General features: G+C 70.6%; 19 protein-coding genes and 1 tRNA gene. 9 read left to right on the top strand and 11 right to left on the bottom strand.

The features are described from left to right. Positions 1–115: 115 nt before the first annotated feature. Positions 116–1543: an MATE family efflux transporter gene (locus DEJ30_RS17415; RefSeq protein WP_110862904.1), complete on the top strand. Its 1428-nt coding sequence runs from the start codon at positions 116–118 to the stop codon at positions 1541–1543. A 183-nt stretch (positions 1544–1726) separates the two neighbouring features. Here the strand turns inward: DEJ30_RS17415 and DEJ30_RS17410 are convergent, their stop codons facing one another. From DEJ30_RS17410 to argG, 3 genes are all read right to left on the bottom strand, one after another. Continuing rightward, positions 1727–2329 (bottom strand): copper resistance CopC family protein, encoded by a 603-nt coding sequence (locus tag DEJ30_RS17410; RefSeq protein WP_110862903.1) that lies wholly within the window; start codon positions 2327–2329, stop codon positions 1727–1729. A gap of 41 nt (positions 2330–2370) precedes the next feature. Further along, positions 2371–2571, bottom strand: a complete 201-nt coding sequence (locus DEJ30_RS17405; RefSeq protein WP_110862902.1) for a hypothetical protein — start codon at positions 2569–2571, stop codon at positions 2371–2373. Positions 2572–2820: 249 nt separating this feature from the next. Beyond that, on the bottom strand, positions 2821–4263 hold the full coding sequence (gene argG, locus DEJ30_RS17400) for an argininosuccinate synthase (RefSeq protein WP_042540079.1): 1443 nt from the start codon (positions 4261–4263) through the stop codon (positions 2821–2823). Between the two features lie 110 nt (positions 4264–4373). Between argG and DEJ30_RS17395 the strand changes: the two genes are divergently transcribed. Continuing rightward, positions 4374–4928 carry an RNA polymerase sigma factor gene (locus DEJ30_RS17395; protein WP_110862901.1) on the top strand — a complete coding sequence of 185 codons (555 nt, stop codon included), beginning with the start codon at positions 4374–4376 and terminating at the stop codon, positions 4926–4928. Then, a complete protein-coding gene (locus DEJ30_RS17390; protein WP_146238640.1) occupies positions 4925–5827 on the top strand; it encodes a hypothetical protein in 903 nt (300 codons plus the stop codon). The genes DEJ30_RS17395 and DEJ30_RS17390 overlap by 4 nt, the downstream gene beginning before the upstream one ends. 163 nt (positions 5828–5990) lie before the next feature. On the opposite strand, the gene DEJ30_RS17385 is transcribed toward DEJ30_RS17390, so the two are convergent. From DEJ30_RS17385 to DEJ30_RS17365, 5 genes are all read right to left on the bottom strand, one after another. Beyond that, positions 5991–6065, bottom strand: a tRNA-Arg gene (locus tag DEJ30_RS17385). A gap of 13 nt (positions 6066–6078) precedes the next feature. Continuing rightward, complete coding sequence (locus DEJ30_RS17380; RefSeq protein ID WP_110862899.1) at positions 6079–7182, bottom strand: epoxide hydrolase family protein; 1104 nt, start codon at positions 7180–7182, stop codon at positions 6079–6081. Positions 7183–7333: 151 nt separating this feature from the next. Next, a complete protein-coding gene (locus DEJ30_RS17375; protein ID WP_027466591.1) occupies positions 7334–7828 on the bottom strand; it encodes an HNH endonuclease in 495 nt (164 codons plus the stop codon). Positions 7829–8180: 352 nt separating this feature from the next. Further along, complete coding sequence (locus tag DEJ30_RS18615; RefSeq protein ID WP_181420203.1) at positions 8181–9167, bottom strand: C40 family peptidase; 987 nt, start codon at positions 9165–9167, stop codon at positions 8181–8183. A 227-nt stretch (positions 9168–9394) separates the two neighbouring features. Next, positions 9395–10090 carry a metal-dependent transcriptional regulator gene (locus DEJ30_RS17365; protein ID WP_027466592.1) on the bottom strand — a complete coding sequence of 232 codons (696 nt, stop codon included), beginning with the start codon at positions 10088–10090 and terminating at the stop codon, positions 9395–9397. A 184-nt stretch (positions 10091–10274) separates the two neighbouring features. Between DEJ30_RS17365 and serC the strand changes: the two genes are divergently transcribed. Beyond that, the gene (serC, locus tag DEJ30_RS17360; RefSeq protein WP_110862897.1) at positions 10275–11390 is read left to right on the top strand and encodes a phosphoserine transaminase; all 1116 of its coding nucleotides are present in this window, start codon (positions 10275–10277) and stop codon (positions 11388–11390) included. An 82-nt stretch (positions 11391–11472) separates the two neighbouring features. On the opposite strand, the gene DEJ30_RS17355 is transcribed toward serC, so the two are convergent. After that, entirely contained in the window at positions 11473–12288 is an 816-nt protein-coding gene (locus DEJ30_RS17355) for a DUF3027 domain-containing protein (protein WP_110862896.1), read from the bottom strand. A gap of 4 nt (positions 12289–12292) precedes the next feature. Beyond that, on the bottom strand, positions 12293–12670 hold the full coding sequence (locus DEJ30_RS17350) for a cold-shock protein (protein WP_017888041.1): 378 nt from the start codon (positions 12668–12670) through the stop codon (positions 12293–12295). A 55-nt stretch (positions 12671–12725) separates the two neighbouring features. Between DEJ30_RS17350 and DEJ30_RS17345 the strand changes: the two genes are divergently transcribed. The 5 genes from DEJ30_RS17345 (at position 12726) to DEJ30_RS17325 (ending at position 19084) form a co-directional block, all read left to right on the top strand. Further along, a complete protein-coding gene (locus DEJ30_RS17345; RefSeq protein WP_071244038.1) occupies positions 12726–13025 on the top strand; it encodes a hypothetical protein in 300 nt (99 codons plus the stop codon). Positions 13026–13053: 28 nt separating this feature from the next. After that, entirely contained in the window at positions 13054–14820 is a 1767-nt protein-coding gene (locus DEJ30_RS17340) for a helicase-associated domain-containing protein (RefSeq protein ID WP_110862895.1), read from the top strand. A 46-nt stretch (positions 14821–14866) separates the two neighbouring features. After that, entirely contained in the window at positions 14867–16564 is a 1698-nt protein-coding gene (locus tag DEJ30_RS17335) for a DNA repair helicase XPB (RefSeq protein ID WP_027466594.1), read from the top strand. Positions 16565–16615: 51 nt separating this feature from the next. After that, a complete protein-coding gene (locus DEJ30_RS17330) occupies positions 16616–17311 on the top strand; it encodes a response regulator transcription factor (protein WP_017888045.1) in 696 nt (231 codons plus the stop codon). Positions 17312–17389: 78 nt separating this feature from the next. After that, on the top strand, positions 17390–19084 hold the full coding sequence (locus tag DEJ30_RS17325) for a cell wall metabolism sensor histidine kinase WalK (protein ID WP_071244033.1): 1695 nt from the start codon (positions 17390–17392) through the stop codon (positions 19082–19084). 276 nt (positions 19085–19360) lie between these two features. Here DEJ30_RS17325 and DEJ30_RS17315 read toward each other — a convergent pair whose 3' ends face one another. Then, positions 19361–20257 carry a hypothetical protein gene (locus DEJ30_RS17315; RefSeq protein ID WP_146238639.1) on the bottom strand — a complete coding sequence of 299 codons (897 nt, stop codon included), beginning with the start codon at positions 20255–20257 and terminating at the stop codon, positions 19361–19363. Between the last annotated feature and the right edge of the window lie 305 nt (positions 20258–20562).

Genomic DNA, 20562 nt, shown 5'->3' with positions numbered 1-20562 from the left:
AGATGTGTATAAGAGACAGCGACCCCGCGACCCCGCAACGCCATCGGTCGCGTGCTCCCCCTGCCGTGCCGGCGTCCGTCGGCGCGCCCACCGTCATGCCCGGAAGGGAACCGTCATGTCCTCCACCACCTCCGCTGCGGCGACGAACCGCTGGTACCTCTCCGCTGCCCCGATCGCCCGAGCCCTGGTGCACCTGTGCGTGCCGATGGCCGCCGCGATGGTCGTCAGCGCCCTGTACAACGTCATCAACGCGGGCTTCATCGGCGCCCAGCACGACACGTCCCTGCTCGCCGCGATCACCTTCGGCACGCCACTGCTCGGCCTCGTGATGGCCGTGGGCGGGGTGTTCGGCGTCGGCGGCAGCGCGTTGATGTCCCGGTTGCTCGGAGCATCGGAACACGACCCCGACAAGGCGCGGGACATCAAGCACGTCGCCTCGTTCGCACTGTGGGGCGCGGTCGTGACCGGCGCCGTGCTCGGCGTCGTCGGACTCCTGCTGCTCCGCCCGCTCGTCACCGTCCTCGGTGCCGACGCGGCAGCGGTCCCCGCCACGAGCGAGTACGTCGCCGTGATGCTCGCGTTCGTCCCCGTCCTCGCCGCGTCCTTCGCGCTCGAGCAGATCGTCCGCTCCGAGGGCGCCGCGAGGCAGGCGATGATCGGCCTGGTCCTGTCCACGGTCGGCAACCTGGTGTTCGACGTCCTGTTCATCCTGGGGCTGCACTGGGGTGTCGGCGGCGCAGCACTCGCGGTGGGCCTGGCCAACGTGGTCTCGATCGCCTACTGGGTGACCTGGCTGCAGCGGAACAGCGAAAACGTCAGCTTCGCCCCGAAGTGGTTCACCCTGCGTGCGGACGTCCTGAAGCCCGTGTTCGGCATCGGCGTCGGCGAGCTGCTGCAGTCCGCGTTCCTCATCGTCACGACACTCGTCCTCAACAACCTCGCCGCCGCCTACGGTGACGACCCGCTGGCAGCGATGGGCGTCGCGGTCCGCATCGCCCAGGTGCCGGAGTTCCTGGTGATGGGCGTGACCATCGGCGTGCTGCCGCTGCTGGCCTACGCGTTCGGCGCCGGTGACGCGGCTCGACTGCGTTCCGGCCTGCGCGCCGCGGCCCTCACCGTCGGCGGCATCGTGCTCGTCTTCTCCGGCACCGTGTTCGTGTTCCGCGAGCAGGTCTTCACCATCTTCTCCGGTGACCACTCGGTGCTCGCGATCGGCATGACGATCCTGACGGCACAGCTCGTCGCCGCCGTCGTCAACGGGTTCACGGGACTGCTCACCTCGCTGTTCCAGGCGACCGGGATGGTCATGCCCGCGATGGTGCTGTCGATGGCGCAGGGCGTGCTGTTCATCCCGATCGTGATCGCCGGCAACGTGTGGTTCGGGCTCGCCGGGATCATCTGGGCACTCACCGTCACCGAGGGCATCGTGTTCGTCGCCGCCGTCGTCCTCTGGCTGGCGACGCGGGGCCGCATCGCCCGAGGCCTGGCCGAGGGCAGCGCGGCACGCGCCGACGCCGCGCTGGAGGCCGCCCCCGTGGCGTGAGGCGCGTCGCCCCCGGCGTCACGCACCGCGTGCGGACGGGAGGCCCGGTGCGGTCCGGCACCGGGCCTCCCGTCCGTTGCGTGGTCGCGTGACGTGCGCCGCGTGCGCTTCGTGAGCAGGAACGGTCGGGCGCGCGCGTGCGACCCGACCTCTTCTGCTCACGAAGTGCGCGGCCCGCGCGCGCTACGCGCTGCGACCGCGCCGCAGCAGCAGCACGACGACCGCACCGGCCACCAGGACGGCTCCGGCGCCGAGGCCGATCCACACGCCCGGCGCGATGCCCGGCGGCGTCGACGGAGCACCGTCCGAAGCTCCGGTGGCCGTCGCGGTGGCACTCGGCGTCGGCGCACCGCTCGCCGCCGTCGGGGTCGGGGTGGCACTCGCGCTCGGGGTGGACACCGGCGCAGCGGCCCGGTACTCGAACGCGAGCCTGCCCTCGATCGGGTGGCCGTCCGGCGACACGTACCGCCAGAGCACCGTGTAGCTGCCCCGGTCGAGGTCGACCGCGCGGCGCATGGTCGTCCCGGAGACCGTCACGTCTCCCGTGGCGACGTCGGCGCCGGAGGCGTCCGTCACCTGGATCCGGAGTCCGGCGTCGAGGCCGGCGAGCGGCGCCTCGGAGAAGGTCAGGTCGACGGACTCGAGCGGTCCCGTGACGACCGCCCCGTCAGCCGGGGTACTGCTGGTCAGGGCCGAGTGGGCCGACGCGGGCTGGACGCCGACGAGCGTCAGCAGTCCCGCCGCGACGATCGCCAGTGCCGCCGCGGCGGTTCGGGCTGTGCGCATGCGCAGACTCTACCGACGGTCGAGCGGCAGCCCGCTGGGGGTCAGAGCTGCTCGCCGAGGAAGTCCGCGTAGGTGGGCTCGTAGCGCGCTTCGCTGAAGCTGACGAGCTGGTGGCCGGTTCCTTCGAGCCGTTCGGCAACGAGGGCGGCGAGGTCTTCGGGGGAACGGAGGCCGTGGCGGTGCCAGGCGTTCTGGATGGTGGCGGTCATGACGACCAGCCCTTCGTTCGAGATGATGCGCATCTCGGATCCGCCCGGGTCGACCCGCTGTGCCAGACCTCACAGATCGTGAGGAGCATCGTGACGACGAGTCCCTGATGACTGACCCGGTACCTCCACGCTAGGTGTTGGGAGGCGTCGCGTCGAACGCAGTGCGCTTCTCGGCCGACCGGCCGACCGGCCGACCGCGGACGACGGACGGGAGGCCCGGTGCCAGCTGGCACCGGGCCTCCCGTCATCAGGGGGGCGCGCCCAGGGCGCGGGTCCGCTCGATCAGTCGGTGCCGGAGTCGAAGGCCGCGCCCTCGGAGGCGAGGTCCGTGCGACGACCCATCGCGTCCTCGGCGTCGGAGGCGACGATCGCGCCGCCGAGGATCTCCTCGGCCTCGCCCGCCTCGAGCTCGCCGACGAGCTCGGCCGTCGCGCCACCGATGAGGCCGGCGGCGGCGTACTGCTCGAGCCGCGAACGGGAGTCCGCGATGTCGAGGTTGCGCATCGTGAGCTGGCCGATGCGGTCGTCCGGGCCGAACGCGGCGTCGCCGACGCGCTCCATCGACAGCTTGTCCGGGTGGTACGACAGCGCGGGGCCTGTGGTGTCGAGGATCGTGTAGTCGTCACCGCGACGCAGGCGCAGCGTGACCTCGCCGGTGACGGCGGACGCGACCCAGCGCTGCAGCGACTCGCGGAGCATGAGCGACTGCGGGTCGAGCCAGCGGCCCTCGTACATCAGGCGACCGAGACGGCGGCCCTCGTTGTGGTACGAGGCGACCGTGTCCTCGTTGTGGATCGCGTTGAGCAGGCGCTCGTAGGCGATGTGCAACAGCGCCATGCCCGGAGCCTCGTAGATGCCGCGGCTCTTCGCCTCGATGATGCGGTTCTCGATCTGGTCGGAGGCACCCAGGCCGTGCCGGCCACCGATGGCGTTCGCCTCGTAGACCAGGGCGACCGCGTCGGTGTACTCGACGCCGTTGATCGCGACGGGGCGACCGGCCTCGAACCGGACGCTGACGATCTCGGTCGCGACCTCGACGTCGTCACGCCAGGCGGCGACGCCCATGATGGGCTCGACGATGTCCAGGCCGCTCGACAGCTCTTCGAGGCTCTTCGCCTCGTGCGTCGCGCCCCAGATGTTCGCGTCGGTCGAGTACGCCTTCTCGGTGGAGTCGCGGTACGGGAACCCGCGGGCGACGAGCCACTCGCTCATCTCCTTGCGGCCACCGAGCTCCTCGACGAACTCGGAATCGAGCCACGGCTTGTAGACGCGCAGGCGCGGGTTGGCCATGAGGCCGTAGCGGTAGAACCGCTCGATGTCGTTGCCCTTGTAGGTGGAGCCGTCGCCCCAGATGTCGACGCCGTCTTCCTTCATGGCGCGGACGAGCATCGTGCCCGTCACCGCGCGGCCGAGCGGCGTCGTGTTGAAGTACGTCTTGCCGCCGGAGCGGATGTGGAACGCACCGGTCTGCAGTGCGACCAGGCCCTCTTCGACCAGGGCGCTCTTCGCGTCGACCAGTCGGGCGATCTCCGCGCCGTACTCGTGGGCGCGGCTCGGGACGGCGTCGATGTCCGGCTCGTCGTACTGGCCGATGTCCGCCGTGTACGTGCAGGGGATCGCTCCCTTCTCGCGCATCCAGGCAACGGCGCAGGAGGTGTCGAGACCCCCTGAGAACGCGATGCCGACTCGTTCGCCGACGGGGAGACTGCTCAGGACCTTGGACACGGGGTCAATCGTACGGGGCCAGCAGGCTCCACTACCGTCCGGGGCGACGGTTGTGGAGAACTTGCCGCACAGAACCGGAACCGATCCTGGGCGACCGGACAATACAGGGCATGAACCAGATCACGGGGGACCGGTCCGACTGGGCCCTGGGCGTCGCCGGGGACGGCCGTGCGGTCGGTCGCCTCTTCGACCGGCACGCGGCGCGACTGCGTCGTCACGTCCGAGCGCTCGTCCCGACTCCGGACGACGCCGACGACGTGGTCGCCGTGGTGTTCCTCGAAGCCTGGCGGAAGCGGGACCGCGTCCGTTTCGTCGACGACTCGATGCTGCCGTGGCTCCTCGTCACGGCGACCAACACGGCGCACAACCTGACGCGGTCGTCTCGGCGCCACCGTTCGTTCCTCGGCAGGTTCCCGGTCGACGGTCCGGCACCCGACCCAGCGGACTCCTTCACCGACGCAGAGGCGGTGACCGCGCTCCGTGGTCTCCCGATCGCGGACCAGCGGGTCCTGTCCCTCTACGTGCTCGAGGGGTTGAGCGAGCGTGAGGCCGCGACCGTCCTCGGCGTCCCACCCGGCACCGTCAAGTCCCGGCTCCACCGTGCGAAGGCGCGGCTCCACAAGCAGTACTCGGCGACAGCGGAACCCCTCGGAGGCACACTGTGAACCACGACCAGATCTCCCCTCGTCTCGCAGCGATGCGCGACGCACTCGTCGCAGAGGTCGACGCGACCAGCGCCACCGGAGCGCCGCTCCGTCGACGTCGCCGACCGACCCGGGGCACGGTCCTCACGATCGCGGCGGCGTTCCTGGCGGGATCGGCCGTCACGGGCGGGATCACCGCGGCTGCCCTCCCGTCGAACGACCTGGACACCCCACTGGAGAGCGCCCTTGCGACCTCGACGCGCTACATGGTCGAGGATGCCAACCACGCCACGATCCTCGGGACTCCGGCCTTCGCGGTCACACAGGGCGACGGCTCGTTCTCGCTCGGTGCCCGCCCCGCGGACGCCGACCGTGTGACGCTCACGTGGAAGTGCCTCGACCCAGGGACCTTCACCGTGGCCGTCGACGGGACGACCATCGACGGGCCCACCCGCTGCACCCCCGGCACGACCGGTGAGCATTGGAGCTTGTCCCCCGCGACCGGTTCCGGACACTCGGCAGCGACCATCAGCGTGACGGGCGGCGGCTCCGCCCGCTACGCCGTCTGGGCCTCGTGGGTCGAGTCTGCGCCGATCGCAGAACCCTCTGCCCAGCAGCGAGCCGAGCTCCGGGACGACCTGATCACCCTCGACGAGTACCGCGCGGCCTTCAACCGGCTCGAGGCTTGTCTCACGCAGGCGGGACACCCGATGGACGACGTCCCGCTCTCGTGGTTCGCGAACGGGTCCTGGACGAGCCGACCGGTGGGCACGGGCCCCTGGTACCTGTACTCGACGCCGGCCGAGGGCCTCGAGGTGTTCGACACCCAGTGCTACCCGCGGGAGTTTGGCCAGGTCGACGCGCTCTGGCAGGCGGAACACCCCATGCCGGAGGACCCGCCGGCCCAGCCGGTTGGATGATGCACCACGGCGCGGAGACTCCTGCGACCGAGGAAGGGAACGAGGTGACCACCGAAGCCTTCGACGTCCGGACGAATCGCAGCGACTCTCGGTCTTCGCCACCATGCTGGCCGCTGCTCGGGACCTGCCCGACCACGAACGACCCGAGACACTGGAATCCTGCTGGTGCCCCTGGAGGGACTCGAACCCCCAACCGTTTCCTTAGGACGGAACTGCTCTTCCATTGAGCTACAGAGGCTGGCCCGTCCACTCTAGCGGCGGAAGGGCCCCAGGAACGCGTGCAGTTCGTCGACGAACAGGTCGGGCTGCTCGAACGGCGCGAAGTGCCCACCGCGGTCGAGTTCGTGGTGGAACACGAGGTTCGTGGTGCGCTCGAGCCACTCCCGCGGCGCCGGCACGATGTCGCCGGGGAAGATCGAGAACCCGGACGGCACCTCGACCCGTCGTTCCAGCTGCTGTGCCGGGATCGCCGCGTTCGCGTGGTACATCCGCATCGCCGACCCGATCGTGGCGGTCGCCCAGTACTCGGTCAGCAGCGCGGGGACCTCATCGCGCGTGTAGACCGACCACAGGTCCCCGTCGCAGTCGCTCCACGCCCGGAGCTTCTCGACGATCCAGGCGGCGAGCCCCGCGGGTGAGTCGTTCAGCCCGACGGCCGCGGTCTGCGGCTTCGTCCGGTGCAGCATCGCGTAGGCACCCTCGGCGGTGCGCCATCGATCGGTCGCGGCGACGAACTCCCGCTCGGCCGCGGTCAACGTCGACGCATCCAGCCCCGGCCAGGCGAGCCCGCCGTCGATGCGGTGCACGGCGACGACCCGGTCCGGGTGGTCGAGCGCCAGGTAGCGGGCGACGTGCGTGCCGATGTCGCCACCGGACACCGCGAACCGCTCGTACCCGAGGTCCGTCATCAGCGTCGCCCACATGTCGGCCACCCGCCGGGCGTCGAGCACCTGCGGCGGTGCATCCGAGAAGCCGTAGCCCGGCATGTCCGGCACGACGACGTCGTACCCGGCGTCGACGAGCATCGGCAGCACCTTGCGGTACCGCCACCCGGAGTCCGGCCAGCCGTGCGCGAGCAGGACCGGCAGGGCATCGGGCCGCGGGGCGCGGGCGTGCAGGACGTGGATGCCGATGCCGTCGACGACGACACGGCGCGAGGGCAGCGCGGCGAGCTCGGCACGGTGCGCGTCGAAGTCGAACCCGTCGGCCCAGTACTCGACGAGCGGGCGCAGGACGTCGAGGTCCACGCCGAGCGACCAGCCGATCCCGGCGGGCGCGTCCGGCCAGCGCGTGGCACGCAGCCGAGCGCGCAGGTCGTCGATGGTCGCGTCGTCGATGTGCGGTGTCTCGCCCATGCCGGCGACGCTAGTCAGCACCACCGACAGGCGGACTGGAGGCCCGTGGCGGCGTCACCACGGGCCTCCAGTCCGTCACATGGTGTGGAGCAACGGTCGGGTCGGCCTGATCGGCCCGACCATTGCTGCACACGAAACGCGGCGGCGGCCGCTACGCGGCCACGAGGTACTCGTCCCACTCCGCCTGCGGACGCTCGATGCCGCGCACGACCCACGAGGATCCGTGCGGCACCTTCGGCGGGAACCGGAGGCGCCACCCCATCTCCTGCGGGGTGCGGTCGCCCTTGGTGTTGTTGCAGGCCAGGCAGCAGGCGACGAGGTTCTCCCAGGAGTCCTGCCCACCGCGCGACCGCGGCTGCACGTGGTCGATGGTGGTGGCGTGCCGGCCGCAGTAGGCACAGTGGTTGCCGTCCCGACGCAGCACGCCGCGACGGGACACCGGCACGAGCCTGGAGTGCGGGATGCGCACGTAGCGGGTGAGGATGATGACGGACGGACGGTCGTAGCTCGACGTCGACCCGGTAACCGGGTGTTCGACGTCGGCGGCGACGATGGCGGCCTTCTGGTTCATGACCAGCACGAGGGCTCGTCGGAACGAGATCACCGCGAGGGGCTCGTAACCGGCGTTGAGGACGAGAGTGCGCATGGGTTCCCTTCCGACGTGCCTGGACGGCTTCCAGGCGCTGCGGGTGCGTCGGACCGACGACGCGAACGGGTGAGGACGACCTGTTCACACCCCTGGAACCACGAAGAGCACCACCCGGATGGGCAGTGCTCTCGTCATGCAGGGGCGTGCTCGTGCCCGCAGGCTGTGCTCGACCATATGTCGACGCGCGCGCGCCGACCCATGGTGCGGGTCGTGCGGAACATCGACATGAGGGTCTCCTGTTCGCGCCGGTGCGGACCGGTGCAGCGTCAGGTTAACCCAGAAACCGGCCCGGCACGAGGGTGCGCGGGCCGGTTCCGGTGAAGTTCACACGCCGGAAGGGCAGTGGTCGTCAGATGCCGAATCGGACGATGTGGTAGTCGCTGGTCCAGATCGGACGGATCTGCACGGAGCCACCGGGCTTCGGGGCGTCCATGATCATGCCGTTCCCCATGTAGAAGCCGTCGTGCGCCTCGTTGTTGAAGATGACGACGTCACCGGGCTGCGCCTCGGACTCGGGGATCGTGGCGCCGGCCTGGTCCTGCAGCGGCACCGAGTGCGCGAGGTTGATGCCGTACTGGGCGTACACGAACATGATGTAGCCCGAGCAGTCGAAGCCCGACGGGTCCGCGCCACCGAAGACGTACGGGGTGCCGATGTACTGCTTGGCGGTGGCGACCACGGCCGGCAGCGAGAACGGGGTGTCGGCGGCGGACGAGCTGGCCGCGTACTCGGCGGCGGTGGGCCCGGTGTACGAGGAGTACTGCTTCGCGGTCGCGGCGCGGGCGGTCTGGGTCTGCTCGGCCTGCTCGGCGACTTCCTTCGCTGCGGCGGCCTGGTCAGCGGCGGCCTGCTTGGCGGCCTTCTCGGCGTCGAGCGTCGCGGTGGAGGTCGCGCCGTAGCCGTCACGGCTCGTGTCGGCCAGCGCCACGGCGTCGGAGACCGACAGCTCCTGGCTCTGCGTGGCACGGGCCTGCCGCTGGGCGTCGGCGACGGCGGTCGAGTTGGTGGAGGTCGTCGCGGCGAAGGCCGGGGCGACCGCGACGGTTCCGAACATGCCGGCGGCCACGGTGAGGACGACCGGCGCGAGGAACTTGCGCTTGCGCGACGACGAGCTGGCCTTGGCGGTGTTCGCTGCGGCCGCGGCCTGCGCGGCACGACGACCACCGGGCAGCGGGGCGGAGCGCACCGGCACGACCTTGCGGACCGGGCGGCCCTCGGTCTCGCGCACGGCCCGCCGGGTGAGCGGGGCGGTGGTGGCGTTCTCGGTGTTCGTCGGGTTCGCGGGCGTCTGGTCGTCCGCGGCGGTACCGGTCTGCGTCAAGAGGTGGGTCTCCAACGTCTCGTCATCACGCCGCCGTGGGTGTCCGGCGATGTGCAACCCCATCCGTTCGTCATCGTTTCCGATCGAGGCAGGAGACGGGTTCGAGACGTCCTGCCACGGGTCTCCGGCTCAGGGGCAGCGCGGCGACTCGGACGAGTGTACGGAGGCGTCGTTACCGTGTCGAGACCAAACGCCCCGTGGGTAACGAAACGGTAAAGACTCTCAGGGACGACCAGGAACGGTCAGTCCCGCTCGATGTAGACGTGCTGCGCGACCTCGATGGGCAGCTCGATGCCCGAGTCCTCGCCCTCGACGCGGACCGCGACGTAGGCACCCGCGCGCTGCACGCTCGCCATGCGCCCGGGCATGACCCCGGCGGTGCGGAGCTGGTGCAGGAGCTCCGGCTCGAACTGCACCGGCTCGCCCAGGCGTCGGACGACCCCGGTCGTGACGGCGTCGGTGCCCTCGGTCGCGGCGACGATGTTCTGGACGCCGTCGAGGAACCCGGCGGCCGCGGGGCCTCCGATCTCGGCCAGTCCGGGGATCGGGTTGCCGTAGGGCGACTCGGTCGGGTTGCCGAGCATCTCGAGCAGGCGGACCTCGACCTGCTCGCTCATGACGTGCTCCCACCGGCAGGCCTCGTCGTGCACGAAGGCCCAGTCGAGCCCGATGACGTCGGCCAGCAGGCGTTCGGCCAGACGGTGCTTGCGCATCACGTGGGTGGCGCGGGAACGACCTTCGTCGGTGAGCTCCAGGTGCCGGTCGCCGGAGACGACGACCAGGCCGTCGCGCTCCATGCGGGCGATGGTCTGTGAGACCGTCGGGCCCGAGTGTCCGAGGCGCTCGGAGATGCGCGCGCGCAGCGGCACGATCGCCTCTTCCTCGAGGTCGAGGATGGTGCGAAGGTACATCTCCGTGGTGTCGACGAGATCGGTCACGGTCCGCCTCTCATGTCTGGGCCCAGCGCCGACCACACTACTTGTTCGCACCGACGAACACCGACCGGCGCCCGGACGCACGTGAGAAAGGGTCATCCGACGCGGTGGACGAGCGGGCCGAACCCTCCCCGTCCGGCCGGTACACGGGCTCGGGCAGGCGGATCGTCGTCGTTAGGATCGGTGCATGGCAGACATCGTCATCCCGGCCGAACTCCTCCCCACCGACGGTCGCTTCGGCTGCGGACCGTCGAAGATCCGCGGCGCACAGCTCGAGTCCCTCGTGACGCGCGGCGCCACGATCCTCGGCACCTCGCACCGCCAGAAGCCCGTCAAGGACCTGGTCGGCAGCGTCCGCTCCGGCCTCGCCGACCTGTTCCAGATCCCCGAGGGCTACGAGGTCGTCCTCGGCAACGGCGGCTCGACCGCGTTCTGGGACGCCGCCGCGTTCGGCCTCATCGAGCGCCGTGCCGAGAACCTGTCCTTCGGCGAGTTCGGGTCGAAGTTCGCCAAGGCCGCAGCGGCCCCGTGGCTCGAGGCCCCGCACGTCGTCGAGGCACCGGGCGGCTCCCTCGCCGCACTCGAGCCGGTGGAGGGCGTGGACGTCTACGCCTACCCGCACAACGAGACCTCGACCGGCGTCATGGCCCCGGTCGTCCGCGCGACCGGTGACGCCGGCGCCCTCACCGTCGTCGACGCGACCAGCGCCGCCGGTGGTGCCCTGTTCGACGTCAGCGCCACCGACGTCTACTACTTCGCCCCGCAGAAGAACTTCGCCTCGGACGGCGGGCTCTGGCTCGCGCTGCTCTCCCCCGCCGCGATCGAGCGGATCGAGCGCATCGCCGCCTCCGACCGGTACATCCCGGAGTTCCTGTCGCTCAAGAACGCCGTCGACAACTCGCGCCTGAACCAGACCCTGAACACCCCGGCGATCTCCACACTGCTGCTCCTCGACGAGCAGGTGCGGTGGATGAACGAGTCCGGGGGCCTGGCGTGGGCGGACCTGCGAACCAAGACCTCGTCGTCGACGATCTACGACTGGGCCGAGGCCAGCGACTGGGCGACCCCGTTCGTCACCGACCCCGCCGCTCGCTCCCAGGTCGTCGCCACGATCGACCTCGACGACTCGATCGACGCCAAGGCCGTGGCCGCGACCCTGCGCGCGAACGGCATCGTCGACACCGAGCCGTACCGGAAGCTCGGCCGCAACCAGCTGCGCGTCGCGACGTTCACCGCGATCGACCCGGACGACGTGGCGAAGCTCGTGCGCGCGATCGACTTCACGATCGACGCCCTGCGCTGACGTCGGGGACACCCGCCGGAACGAGGACGGGCCCGGCACCACCGGATCGGTGGTGCCGGGCCCGTTCGTCGGTCCGGGTGGGTCAGGCGCGGTGGAAGCCCGGGTCGGCCTCGCCGGCGTCGAGCTGGTCGACCTCGAGATCGGCGTCCGGCTCGAACGGCTGCACGCGGCGGGCACGGCGACGACGGGGCGGTTGCGGGGCCTCGTCCTCGGTGTCGGTGTCGGTGTCGCTCACATCGGCGAGCGCATCGACGTCCACACCCTCGATGTCGTCGTCGTCCGACTCGTCGAGGTCGTCCTCGTCGGCGTCGAACTCGTCATCGTCGTCGTCGTCCGACTCGTCATCGTCCTCGTCGTCATCCGAGTCGTCGTAGTCGTCGTCCTCGTCCGAGTCCTCGTCGTCCGACTCGTCGTCGTCTTCGTCGTCTTCGTCGTCTTCGTCGTCTTCGTCGTCTTCCGACTCGTCGTCGTAGTCCTCGTCGTCGGAGTCCTCGTCCGACGCGTCCTCGGCACCGTCCGCACCCTCGTGCTCCTGCGCGGCCCGGTACTCGGCCAGTCGCTCGGACCACGGCACCCACTCGGGCGCCACGAGCGAGCCGTCCCCTGGCATCAGCTCGACCTCGAGCACGGTCGGCTCGTCGTCGCCGACCTTGGCGACGCTGACGGTCCACCGCCACCCGGGGTAGCCGGGCAGCCGGTTGGCGAACAGGACGGACACGACGCCGTCCCCTTCGTCCACCGTGCCGACGGGCGCGCCGACGGTCGACTCCGGGGTGACCTCGAGCAACGCCTCGCGCGCCAGGTCGGTGTAGTCGATGGACGCTGCGTCGATGGACGCTGCGTCGATGGACGCCGCGTCGGGAGCCGTCTCGGCCCCTGCTGTCTCGGACTCGGTCATGGGGTCACGCCTCCAACTGGTCTGCGACGTGCCGCAGGATGGCGGCGATGCGATCGCCGTTCTTCGGGTAGCGGCCGTGGCGGAGGTCTCCGCTGATCCGGTCGAGTTCCTTCACCAGGTCCTCGACGATCACGGCCATGTCGTCCGCGGAGCGACGGGTCATCCGCGACAGCGACGGCTGGGGCTCGAGCAGCCGCACGGACAACGCCTGCGACCCCTTCTTGCCCTGGACGACGCCGTACTCCAGCCGCGTGCCGGCCTTGACGGTCACGACGCCGTCGGGCAGCGAGGACGCGTGCAGGAACACCTGGTCGCCGTCGTCTCCGGTGATGAAGCCGAAGCCCTTGTCGTCGTCGTAGAACTTGACCTTGCCGGTGGGCATGCGTGGACTCCTCGAGGTCGTGGTACGGCCGTGGTGCGTCGGATATCCTGGGTCGATGGCCAAGCCGACCCGATCAACCGGGAACCCGCAGGACTCCGCAGAACCCCCGGTGACGTTCAATCGTACCGAACGCGCTCTGGCGTTCATGATCGGTGGGATCATCATCCTCGGCTTGCTCTGCTTCGTCGCGATGATCATCATGTGGCTCACCGCGCCTGCCGCCCAGGGTGCGATGCCGTGGCCGGTGGTCATGGCGATCCCGCTGTTCGGCTTCCCGATCGCCATGGTGCTGGTCTTCACGCTCCTCGGCATCACCTGGACACGTCGCGCACGAGCGAACCGGACGGCTCGCTGACGTCCGCCCCGGACGCTGGCACCGGACGATGACGACCACCGCCGACCTCGCCGCCCGACTCCGGGCGATGCCGGACGACGCACTCGAGCGCCTCGTCGCGGCGAGGCGACTCCCCACCGCTGCACTCGCCGAGACCGGCCCGCAGCGCATCACCGACTTCTTCGACCTGGCCGAGGCGCTCCGCAGCGACGACGCCGTGGACGCCGCCGTCGAGCACCTGCCGCGCGCGACGATCCTCGCGCTGCGGGACGGCGGCGCCGTCGACGCGCTCGGCCCCGCGATCGAACTCGGCCTCGCCGACGAGGACGGCGCGGTCGACGACGCGGTCGCCGCACGCGTGGCCGCCCACCCCGACCTCACCTCGCTCGACGAGCAGCCTGGAGGCCCGGAGCAGGTCCGCCCCGTTGCTCCCGCCCTCGACGCCGCGGCGCTCGAGCGTGCGCGCACCACCGGCGCGGAGCAGGCGTTCGCCACGATGACCGTGCTCGCCGAGCTGCTGCGGGCGGTCGACGCCGGCGCGGTCCGCGAACTCGTCAAGGGCGGGATCGGCATGCCGCTCGCCCGCACCCTCGCCGAGCGCATCGGCACCGACGCCGAGCTCGTCGCCGGCCGCCTGGCCCTGCTCGACGACATCGGGTTCGCCGACCCCGACACCGGACGCTGGATCGTGACCGACGCCGGGCACGCCTGGTTGCTCGCCGGCTGGCCCGAGCGCTGGATGTCACTGGTGGCGGCGTGGTCGGACACGCTCCCGCCCGCCGTGCACCAGGTGCTCGAGCTGGCCGACGGGGACCTGCGCGACCTCGTGCCGCTCGGGCGTTGGGCGTACCCGGCGGGGTCCCGCTGGCTCGACGCCCTGCTGCTCGACGTCGCCGGCACCGCGGCGTCGCTCGGCCTGGCGGTCGACGGCATCGTCACGAGCACCGGCCGGGCGCTCCTCGACGGAGACGCCGAGCAGGCCGCCGACGACCTGCCGGGCACCGTCGAGCGGGTCTACCTGCAGCACGACCTCACCGTCATCGCACCGGGGCCGCTCGCGCCGGTGGACGACGACGCCCTGCGCACCGTCGCCGTCCTCGAGGCACCGGGGCTCGCGGCGCGCTACCGCATCTCCGAGGACACCCTGCGCGCGGCGTTCCGGGCCGGGCACTCCCGCGACGACCTGCTGTCCCTGCTCGGACGGCTGTCGGCCACCGGGATCCCGCAGCCCCTCGCCTACCTGATCGACCAGGTGGCCGGACGCGACGGCAGCATCGTCGTCGACCGGGGGCCGGGCGGCGTCGGGACCGAGGTCCGCGGCACCGCCGACCAGCTGGACCTCGTCGGGGTGGACGCCGAGCTCCGGCAGCTCGCGTGGGAGCGGCCCGACCTGACGACACTGACCACGCGCTACCCGCCGCACGTCGTGCACACCGCACTCGAGGACCAGCGCTACCCGGCCGTCCTGACGACCGCAGCCCGCCCCGAGGCGCACCACGGGCCTCCCGGCCGGCGCAGCCCCACCGGGCGCTCGCCGGAACAGTCGGCGCACGCACTCGTCGAACGGCTCCGCCTGACGACGCAGCGCGGCGACGCGGAGCCGGAGCAGGAGTGGCTCGGTCGGCAGATCGACCTGGCCGTGCGCGGACGCACGCCGATCCGCGTGACCGTCCGGATGCCGGACGGCTCGGAGCGGCCGTTCTCGATCGTGCCGACCTCGGTCGCGGCCGGACGCGTCCGCGGGCGGGACACGGCCGTCGACGTCGAACGCACCCTGCCGCTGTCGCTCGTCGTGTCGGTCGAGAGCGACGCGTGAGCCGCGGTCACCCGCGCGCAGGTGCCGACGGCTAGGCTGGCAGGTCATGAACGGACCGCTGATCGTGCAGAGCGACCGCACCGTGCTCCTCGAGGTCGCGCACCCCGACGCCGAGGACGCACGCCACGAGCTCGCCGCCTTCGCCGAGCTCGAACGCGCTCCCGAGCACGTGCACACCTACCGGATCACCCGCCTCGGACTCTGGAACGCGCGCGCCGCGGGCCACGACGCCGAGGCGATGATCGACACCCTGGAACGCTTCGCGAAGTTCCCCGTGCCGCAGAGCGTCACGGTCGACATCCGCGACACGGTCTCGCGCTACGGACGGCTCGTGATCCGTCGCGAGGAACGGCCCGACGCTCCCGTGATCGCGAACTCCCCCACCGAGGAACTCGAGCGGCTGCCGCTCCTGCTGCTCACCGCCGAGGACCCGTCGGTGCTGGCCGAGGTCATCCGGTCGAAGCGCATCAAGCCGTTGCTCGGTGACATGCGGTCCTCGACCGAGGTCGAGCTGCAGCCGTGGGCGCGGGGGCAGATCAAGCAGGAGCTCGTGAAGCTCGGCTGGCCGGCGGAGGACCTGGCGGGCTACACCCCTGGCCAGCCGCACCCGATCGACCTGGACACGGCCGAGTGGCACATGCGGCCGTACCAGGAGCAGGCCGTCGACACGTTCTTCGCCCAGGGCTCCGGCGTCGTCGTCCTGCCCTGTGGTGCGGGCAAGACGCTCGTCGGCGCGGGGGCGATGGCGACCGTCAAGGCGACCACGCTCATCCTCGTGACAAACACCGTCTCGGCGCGGCAGTGGCGCACCGAGCTCCTCAAGCGCACGACCCTGACGCCGGAGGACATCGGCGAGTACTCGGGCAGCGTCAAGGAGATCCGGCCGGTCACGATCGCGACCTACCAGATCCTCACCGCCCGCCGGAAGGGCGAGTACACGCACCTGTCGCTCCTCGATGCCCTCGACTGGGGCCTCATCGTCTACGACGAGGTGCACCTGCTGCCCGCGCCGGTGTTCAAGCTGACCGCGGACCTGCAGGCCCGCCGGCGCCTGGGCCTCACGGCGACGCTCGTGCGCGAGGACGGCCGCGAGGGCGACGTCTTCTCGCTCATCGGGCCGAAGCGGTACGACGCCCCGTGGAAGGAGATCGAGGCGCAGGGCTACATCTCGCCGGCCTCCTGCTACGAGGTCCGCATCGACCTGCCGCACCAGGACCGCCTGGAGTACGCGGCGTCGAGCGACGACGAGCGCTACCGGCTCGCCGCGACGTCCCCGGCCAAGACCCCGGTGGTGCGGGAACTCATCGAGAAGCACCGCGGGGAGCAGATCCTGGTGATCGGGCAGTACATCGACCAGCTCGACGAACTGGCTGCGTCGCTCGACGCCGCGGAGATCACGGGGGCGACCCCGGTCGACGAACGGGAGCGGCTGTACGACGCGTTCCGGTCCGGCGAGGTCGACGTGCTCGTCGTCTCGAAGGTCGCGAACTTCTCGATCGACCTGCCCGACGCGACCGTCGCCATCCAGGTCTCCGGCTCGTTCGGGTCGCGGCAGGAAGAAGCGCAGCGACTCGGCCGGCTCCTCCGCCCGAACAAGGACGGCCTGCCCGCGTCGTTCTACACGCTCGTGGCCCGGGACACCGTCGACCAGGACTTCGCGCAGAACCGGCAGCGGTTCCTGGCGGAGCAGGGCTACTCCTACACGATCCTGGATGCCGATCAGGTCCAGACGCCCGTGGGCTGACGCACGAACCGCTCTCAGGAAACCCCGAGGGAACAGTCAGAAGATAGGACCATGAGCGATGGCCCCAAGATCCTGATCGTCGACGACGAGCCGAACATCCGCGACCTCCTGACGACCTCGTTGCGCTTCGCCGGCTTCGCCGTGCGTGCGGTGGGCAACGGGGCACAGGCGATCTCCGCCGTGCTGGAAGAAGAGCCGGACCTCATCATCCTCGACGTGATGCTGCCCGACATGAACGGCTTCGGCGTGACCAAGCGCCTGCGTTCCTCGGGCTACACCTCGCCGATCCTGTTCCTGACGGCGAAGGACGACACCGAGGACAAGATCACCGGCCTCACCGTCGGCGGCGACGACTACGTCACCAAGCCGTTCTCGCTCGACGAGATCGTCGCCCGCATCAAGGCCATCCTCCGTCGCACCATGAACGACGAGGAAGACGCGATCATCCGCGCCGGCGAGCTCACGATGGACCAGGACACCCACGAGGTCACGATCGGCGACGCGCAGATCGAGCTCTCGCCCACCGAGTTCAAGCTGCTCCGCTACCTCATGCTCAACCCGAACCGCGTGCTGTCCAAGGCGCAGATCCTCGACCACGTGTGGGAGTACGACTTCAACGGCGACGCTGGGATCGTCGAGAGCTACATCTCGTACCTGCGCCGCAAGCTCGACCAGTACTCCGCCGAGCCGATCATCCAGACCAAGCGCGGCTTCGGGTACATGCTGAAGGCGTCCAAGGCTTCGTAGGGCCGGAGCCCCGCGGGGCTCGACTTCACGGCGGTCGTCCGGTTTCACCGGGCGGCCGCTGTCTATCGTTGGGGCAGCATGCACACGCGAATGAACCACTGGTGGGACGGGATCTCCCTGCGCACCAAGATCACCGGGATCACGGTGCTCCTCGTCGCGCTCGGATTGCTCGTCGCCGGACTCGGCACGATGACGGTGCTGTCCACCTACCTCATGCAGCAGCTCGACAACACGGTCAAGCAGACGACCGAGCAGCTCGAGGGCCAGAACATCAGTGACGGCGAGCAGTACTGCAAGCTGTCCGTCGTGGTGTCGCAGAGCGCCTACGTCGCCGCGTACGACGCCGACGGCGACCGGATCTGCCAGACGAAGGCGTCGAGCCGACCTGACGTCCGTGAAGCCACCCTGGTCGAGGCCTCGCAGTCGAACCAGCGCATCTCGCTCTACGACAGCCAGCACAACCACGAGTGGCGCGCCCAGATCATCCCGGCGTCCCTGCAGAACCAGTCCGACGGCACCACCGAGACCGGCTACGTGCTCATCGCCGTCTCCAGTGCCGGCACCGACGAGACGATCGGCAAGTTCACCGCGATCTTCCTCGGGTTCGGTGCCTCGGTCATCCTGCTCGGCGCCATGCTCACCCGTCTGCTCGTCACCGCGACCTTCGACCCGCTGCGCGACGTCGAGGACACCGCTGCCCGGTTCGCCGCGGGTGACTTCAACCAGCGCCTCGAAGCCGACACCCCGAACACCGAGGTCGGCCGACTCAACCGCTCCCTCAACGTCATGCTCGAGCGGATCGACTCCGCGTTCGAGGACCGTGAGCGCACCATCGCCCAGATGCGTCGGTTCGTCGGGGACGCCTCGCACGAGCTCCGCACGCCGCTGGTGTCCCTGCGCGGGTACGCCGAGCTGTACCGGATGGGTGCCCTGCGCAAGGAAGAGGACGTCGCCCAGGCGATGGAGCGCATCGAGAAGGAAGCGCAGCGGATGGGCCTGCTCGTGCAGGACCTGCTGCAGCTCGCCCGTATCGACGAGTCGAAGCCGCTCGAGCTCGGCCCGGTGGACCTCGTCGCCATCGCACGTGACTCGGCGCTCGACACGATGGCCTCCAACCCCGACCGCGAGATCCAGGTCCTCGTCGAGGACTCCCTGACCGGTGAGAGCGTGCCCCAGGCCGTCCGTCCGTCGGCGTCGTCGTCCATCGGCTCCCCGGACTCCGGCGAAGCACCGCCCGTGTCGCCCACCTCGGCGAACACCACCGGGCCGATCGCGTTCTCACGCCAGACCATCGCCCGACTCCGAGCCCGTCGCACCCGCGCCATGAACATCGACGCCGGTGCCGCGCCGACCGACGAGACCACGCCGCTGCCCACGGTCGTGCTGCCGAAGCGCCCGCCGATCGTCCTGGCGGAAGAGAACAAGATCCGCCAGATCGTCACGAACCTGATGGGCAACGCCATGCGGTTCACGGCGAACGACGACCCGATCGAGATCGGCATCGGCGTGGACGACGAGCGCGGCATGGCACACCTCGACGTGATCGACCACGGTGAGGGCATCCCGCCGCAGCTGCGCGAGAAGATCTTCCAGCGCTTCTGGCGTGCGGACACGTCCCGTGCCCGGGACACCGGCGGCTCGGGCCTCGGGCTCGCCATCGTGTCCGGCATCGTCGCGGCGCACCACGGCTCCGTCGAGGTCTTCGACACCGAGGGCGGCGGCGCCACCTTCCGCGTCTGGCTCCCCCTGCTCCCCCGCGACTTCTCCGCCTGACCCGCGCGGGCCGTACGGCCCGCGGCGCCCCGGGCGTCCAGGGCGTCCCGGGTGTCGCGTCCCGCGGCGTCCAGGGCGTCCAGGGCGTCCAAGGCGTCCAGGGCGTCCCGCCCCGCGGCGTCCCGGGCGGTCACAACACCCCGTTCGAGGCCGCCGAGTGGTCACGATCTGTCGTCCACGAGCTCGCTGACCGACAGTTCGTGACCGGCCGGCGCACAGCCGACGACATGTCATGACCGCCCGGCGACGAGATCTTCAGCGTGGCGATCACGGCCGTCACGCTGACCGCCGACGACTTCCGACCGCTCGGACCTCGAACGCCTGGCGGAGTCGCTCGAACAACACCGCGGGTCGGTGCGCGTCCGATGCCGTTGCGTGGATCACGAGCCAGTCGTTCACCACGAACCCGTTGTCCCGTCGTTGATCGTGTCGAAAGGTGTCGCGCTCGCGGTGGTGATCGCCGTCGTACTCCAACGCGATGCCGAACTCCGACCACGCCATGTCGACGCGGCCGAGGAACCGCCCCGCACCGTCGTGCACGTCGATGTTCAGCTCCGGCTCCGGGAACCCCGCTTCGACCACTGCCAGCCGGAGCCAGGTCTCCTGCGGCGACTCCGCCCCGGCCCGGACGAGGTCCAGCGCGCGCCGAGCAGCGAGCGCGAATCGTGTGCCGGGGCGGATCGACGCACGGAGGTCGTCCACCGTCGCCAGCCCGGCTGGTCCGACCAGGTGGTCCCCGATCGCGACCAGCGCGTCACGTGCGAGCACGCCGGCGCACTCGAACCACATCTGTGCAGGGACACTGACCAGGAACCCGCGGTGTTCGACGGTCCTCGGCCGGTCCAGGCGGTGCGCGGCCACGCCGGGCCGACGCATCCGGCAACCGTCCCTCGTGGTCGAGACGTGCACCGGCCCGACCGAGCGCACCGACTGCGGCAGTGGCGCACCCCAGATCGCGGCGGCGGTCGTGTGACTGAAGAACTGGTCGGGACGCATGACCAGGGCGACGGCGTCGATGAAGTCCACCGAGTCGATCGGGGCACGCACACCGTGGACCGGGGCTGCCAGGTCGGCGCGTCGGAGTCGTTCCGGATCGATGCCGTGCCCCACTGCATCGGCCACACGGAAGGTGGATCGGTCGAACGGAGCAGGGAGGCGACGGGGAGCTGGCATGCCGTCATGGTCGTTGCGGGGCACCCGAGCCGACCACGCACGGTCGGAACCTGTGGAGAACGAGGTGAGCCGGGCCTCCTGTGCGGGAGAGACGACCCCAGACACGCGCAAGCCGCACGCACGAGCCGGCCACGACTCCCCGCTCCTGCGCCGGCCAACGGTCACGATGCGTCGACTGGAGCGGGCTGAGTCGACGATTCGTGACCGCTCGGCGGAACTGAGCGGGGTGTTGTGACCGCTCGACGCGCGCTACTCGGCGATGTTCGCCGTGACCGCGTCGATGTACGCCGCACGCTCCTCGCGCG

The organism is Curtobacterium sp. MCPF17_003 (assembly GCF_003224385.1).
Taxonomy (GTDB): Bacteria; Actinomycetota; Actinomycetes; order Actinomycetales; family Microbacteriaceae; genus Curtobacterium; species Curtobacterium flaccumfaciens.
The sequence above is the reverse complement of the archived record's forward strand: the minus strand, read 5'-3'. Positions and strand labels throughout refer to the sequence as shown.

What these genes read in the sequence shown, in the direction of transcription:
- DEJ30_RS17415 (WP_110862904.1), top strand. Translation starts at nt 116, where the DNA reads ATGTCCTCCACCACCTCCGCTGCGGCGACGAACCGCTGGTACCTCTCC.
- DEJ30_RS17375 (WP_027466591.1), bottom strand. Translation starts at nt 7,828, where the DNA reads ATGCGCACTCTCGTCCTCAACGCCGGTTACGAGCCCCTCGCGGTGATC.
- serC (WP_110862897.1), top strand. Translation starts at nt 10,275, where the DNA reads ATGGCAGACATCGTCATCCCGGCCGAACTCCTCCCCACCGACGGTCGC.
- DEJ30_RS17380 (WP_110862899.1), bottom strand. Translation starts at nt 7,182, where the DNA reads ATGGGCGAGACACCGCACATCGACGACGCGACCATCGACGACCTGCGC.
- DEJ30_RS17350 (WP_017888041.1), bottom strand. Translation starts at nt 12,670, where the DNA reads ATGCCCACCGGCAAGGTCAAGTTCTACGACGACGACAAGGGCTTCGGC.
- DEJ30_RS17340 (WP_110862895.1), top strand. Translation starts at nt 13,054, where the DNA reads ATGACGACCACCGCCGACCTCGCCGCCCGACTCCGGGCGATGCCGGAC.
- DEJ30_RS17325 (WP_071244033.1), top strand. Translation starts at nt 17,390, where the DNA reads ATGCACACGCGAATGAACCACTGGTGGGACGGGATCTCCCTGCGCACC.
- DEJ30_RS17330 (WP_017888045.1), top strand. Translation starts at nt 16,616, where the DNA reads ATGAGCGATGGCCCCAAGATCCTGATCGTCGACGACGAGCCGAACATC.
- DEJ30_RS17335 (WP_027466594.1), top strand. Translation starts at nt 14,867, where the DNA reads ATGAACGGACCGCTGATCGTGCAGAGCGACCGCACCGTGCTCCTCGAG.
- DEJ30_RS17410 (WP_110862903.1), bottom strand. Translation starts at nt 2,329, where the DNA reads ATGCGCACAGCCCGAACCGCCGCGGCGGCACTGGCGATCGTCGCGGCG.
- DEJ30_RS17405 (WP_110862902.1), bottom strand. Translation starts at nt 2,571, where the DNA reads ATGCGCATCATCTCGAACGAAGGGCTGGTCGTCATGACCGCCACCATC.
- DEJ30_RS17315 (WP_146238639.1), bottom strand. Translation starts at nt 20,257, where the DNA reads ATGCCAGCTCCCCGTCGCCTCCCTGCTCCGTTCGACCGATCCACCTTC.
- DEJ30_RS17355 (WP_110862896.1), bottom strand. Translation starts at nt 12,288, where the DNA reads ATGACCGAGTCCGAGACAGCAGGGGCCGAGACGGCTCCCGACGCGGCG.
- DEJ30_RS17345 (WP_071244038.1), top strand. Translation starts at nt 12,726, where the DNA reads ATGGCCAAGCCGACCCGATCAACCGGGAACCCGCAGGACTCCGCAGAA.
- DEJ30_RS17395 (WP_110862901.1), top strand. Translation starts at nt 4,374, where the DNA reads ATGAACCAGATCACGGGGGACCGGTCCGACTGGGCCCTGGGCGTCGCC.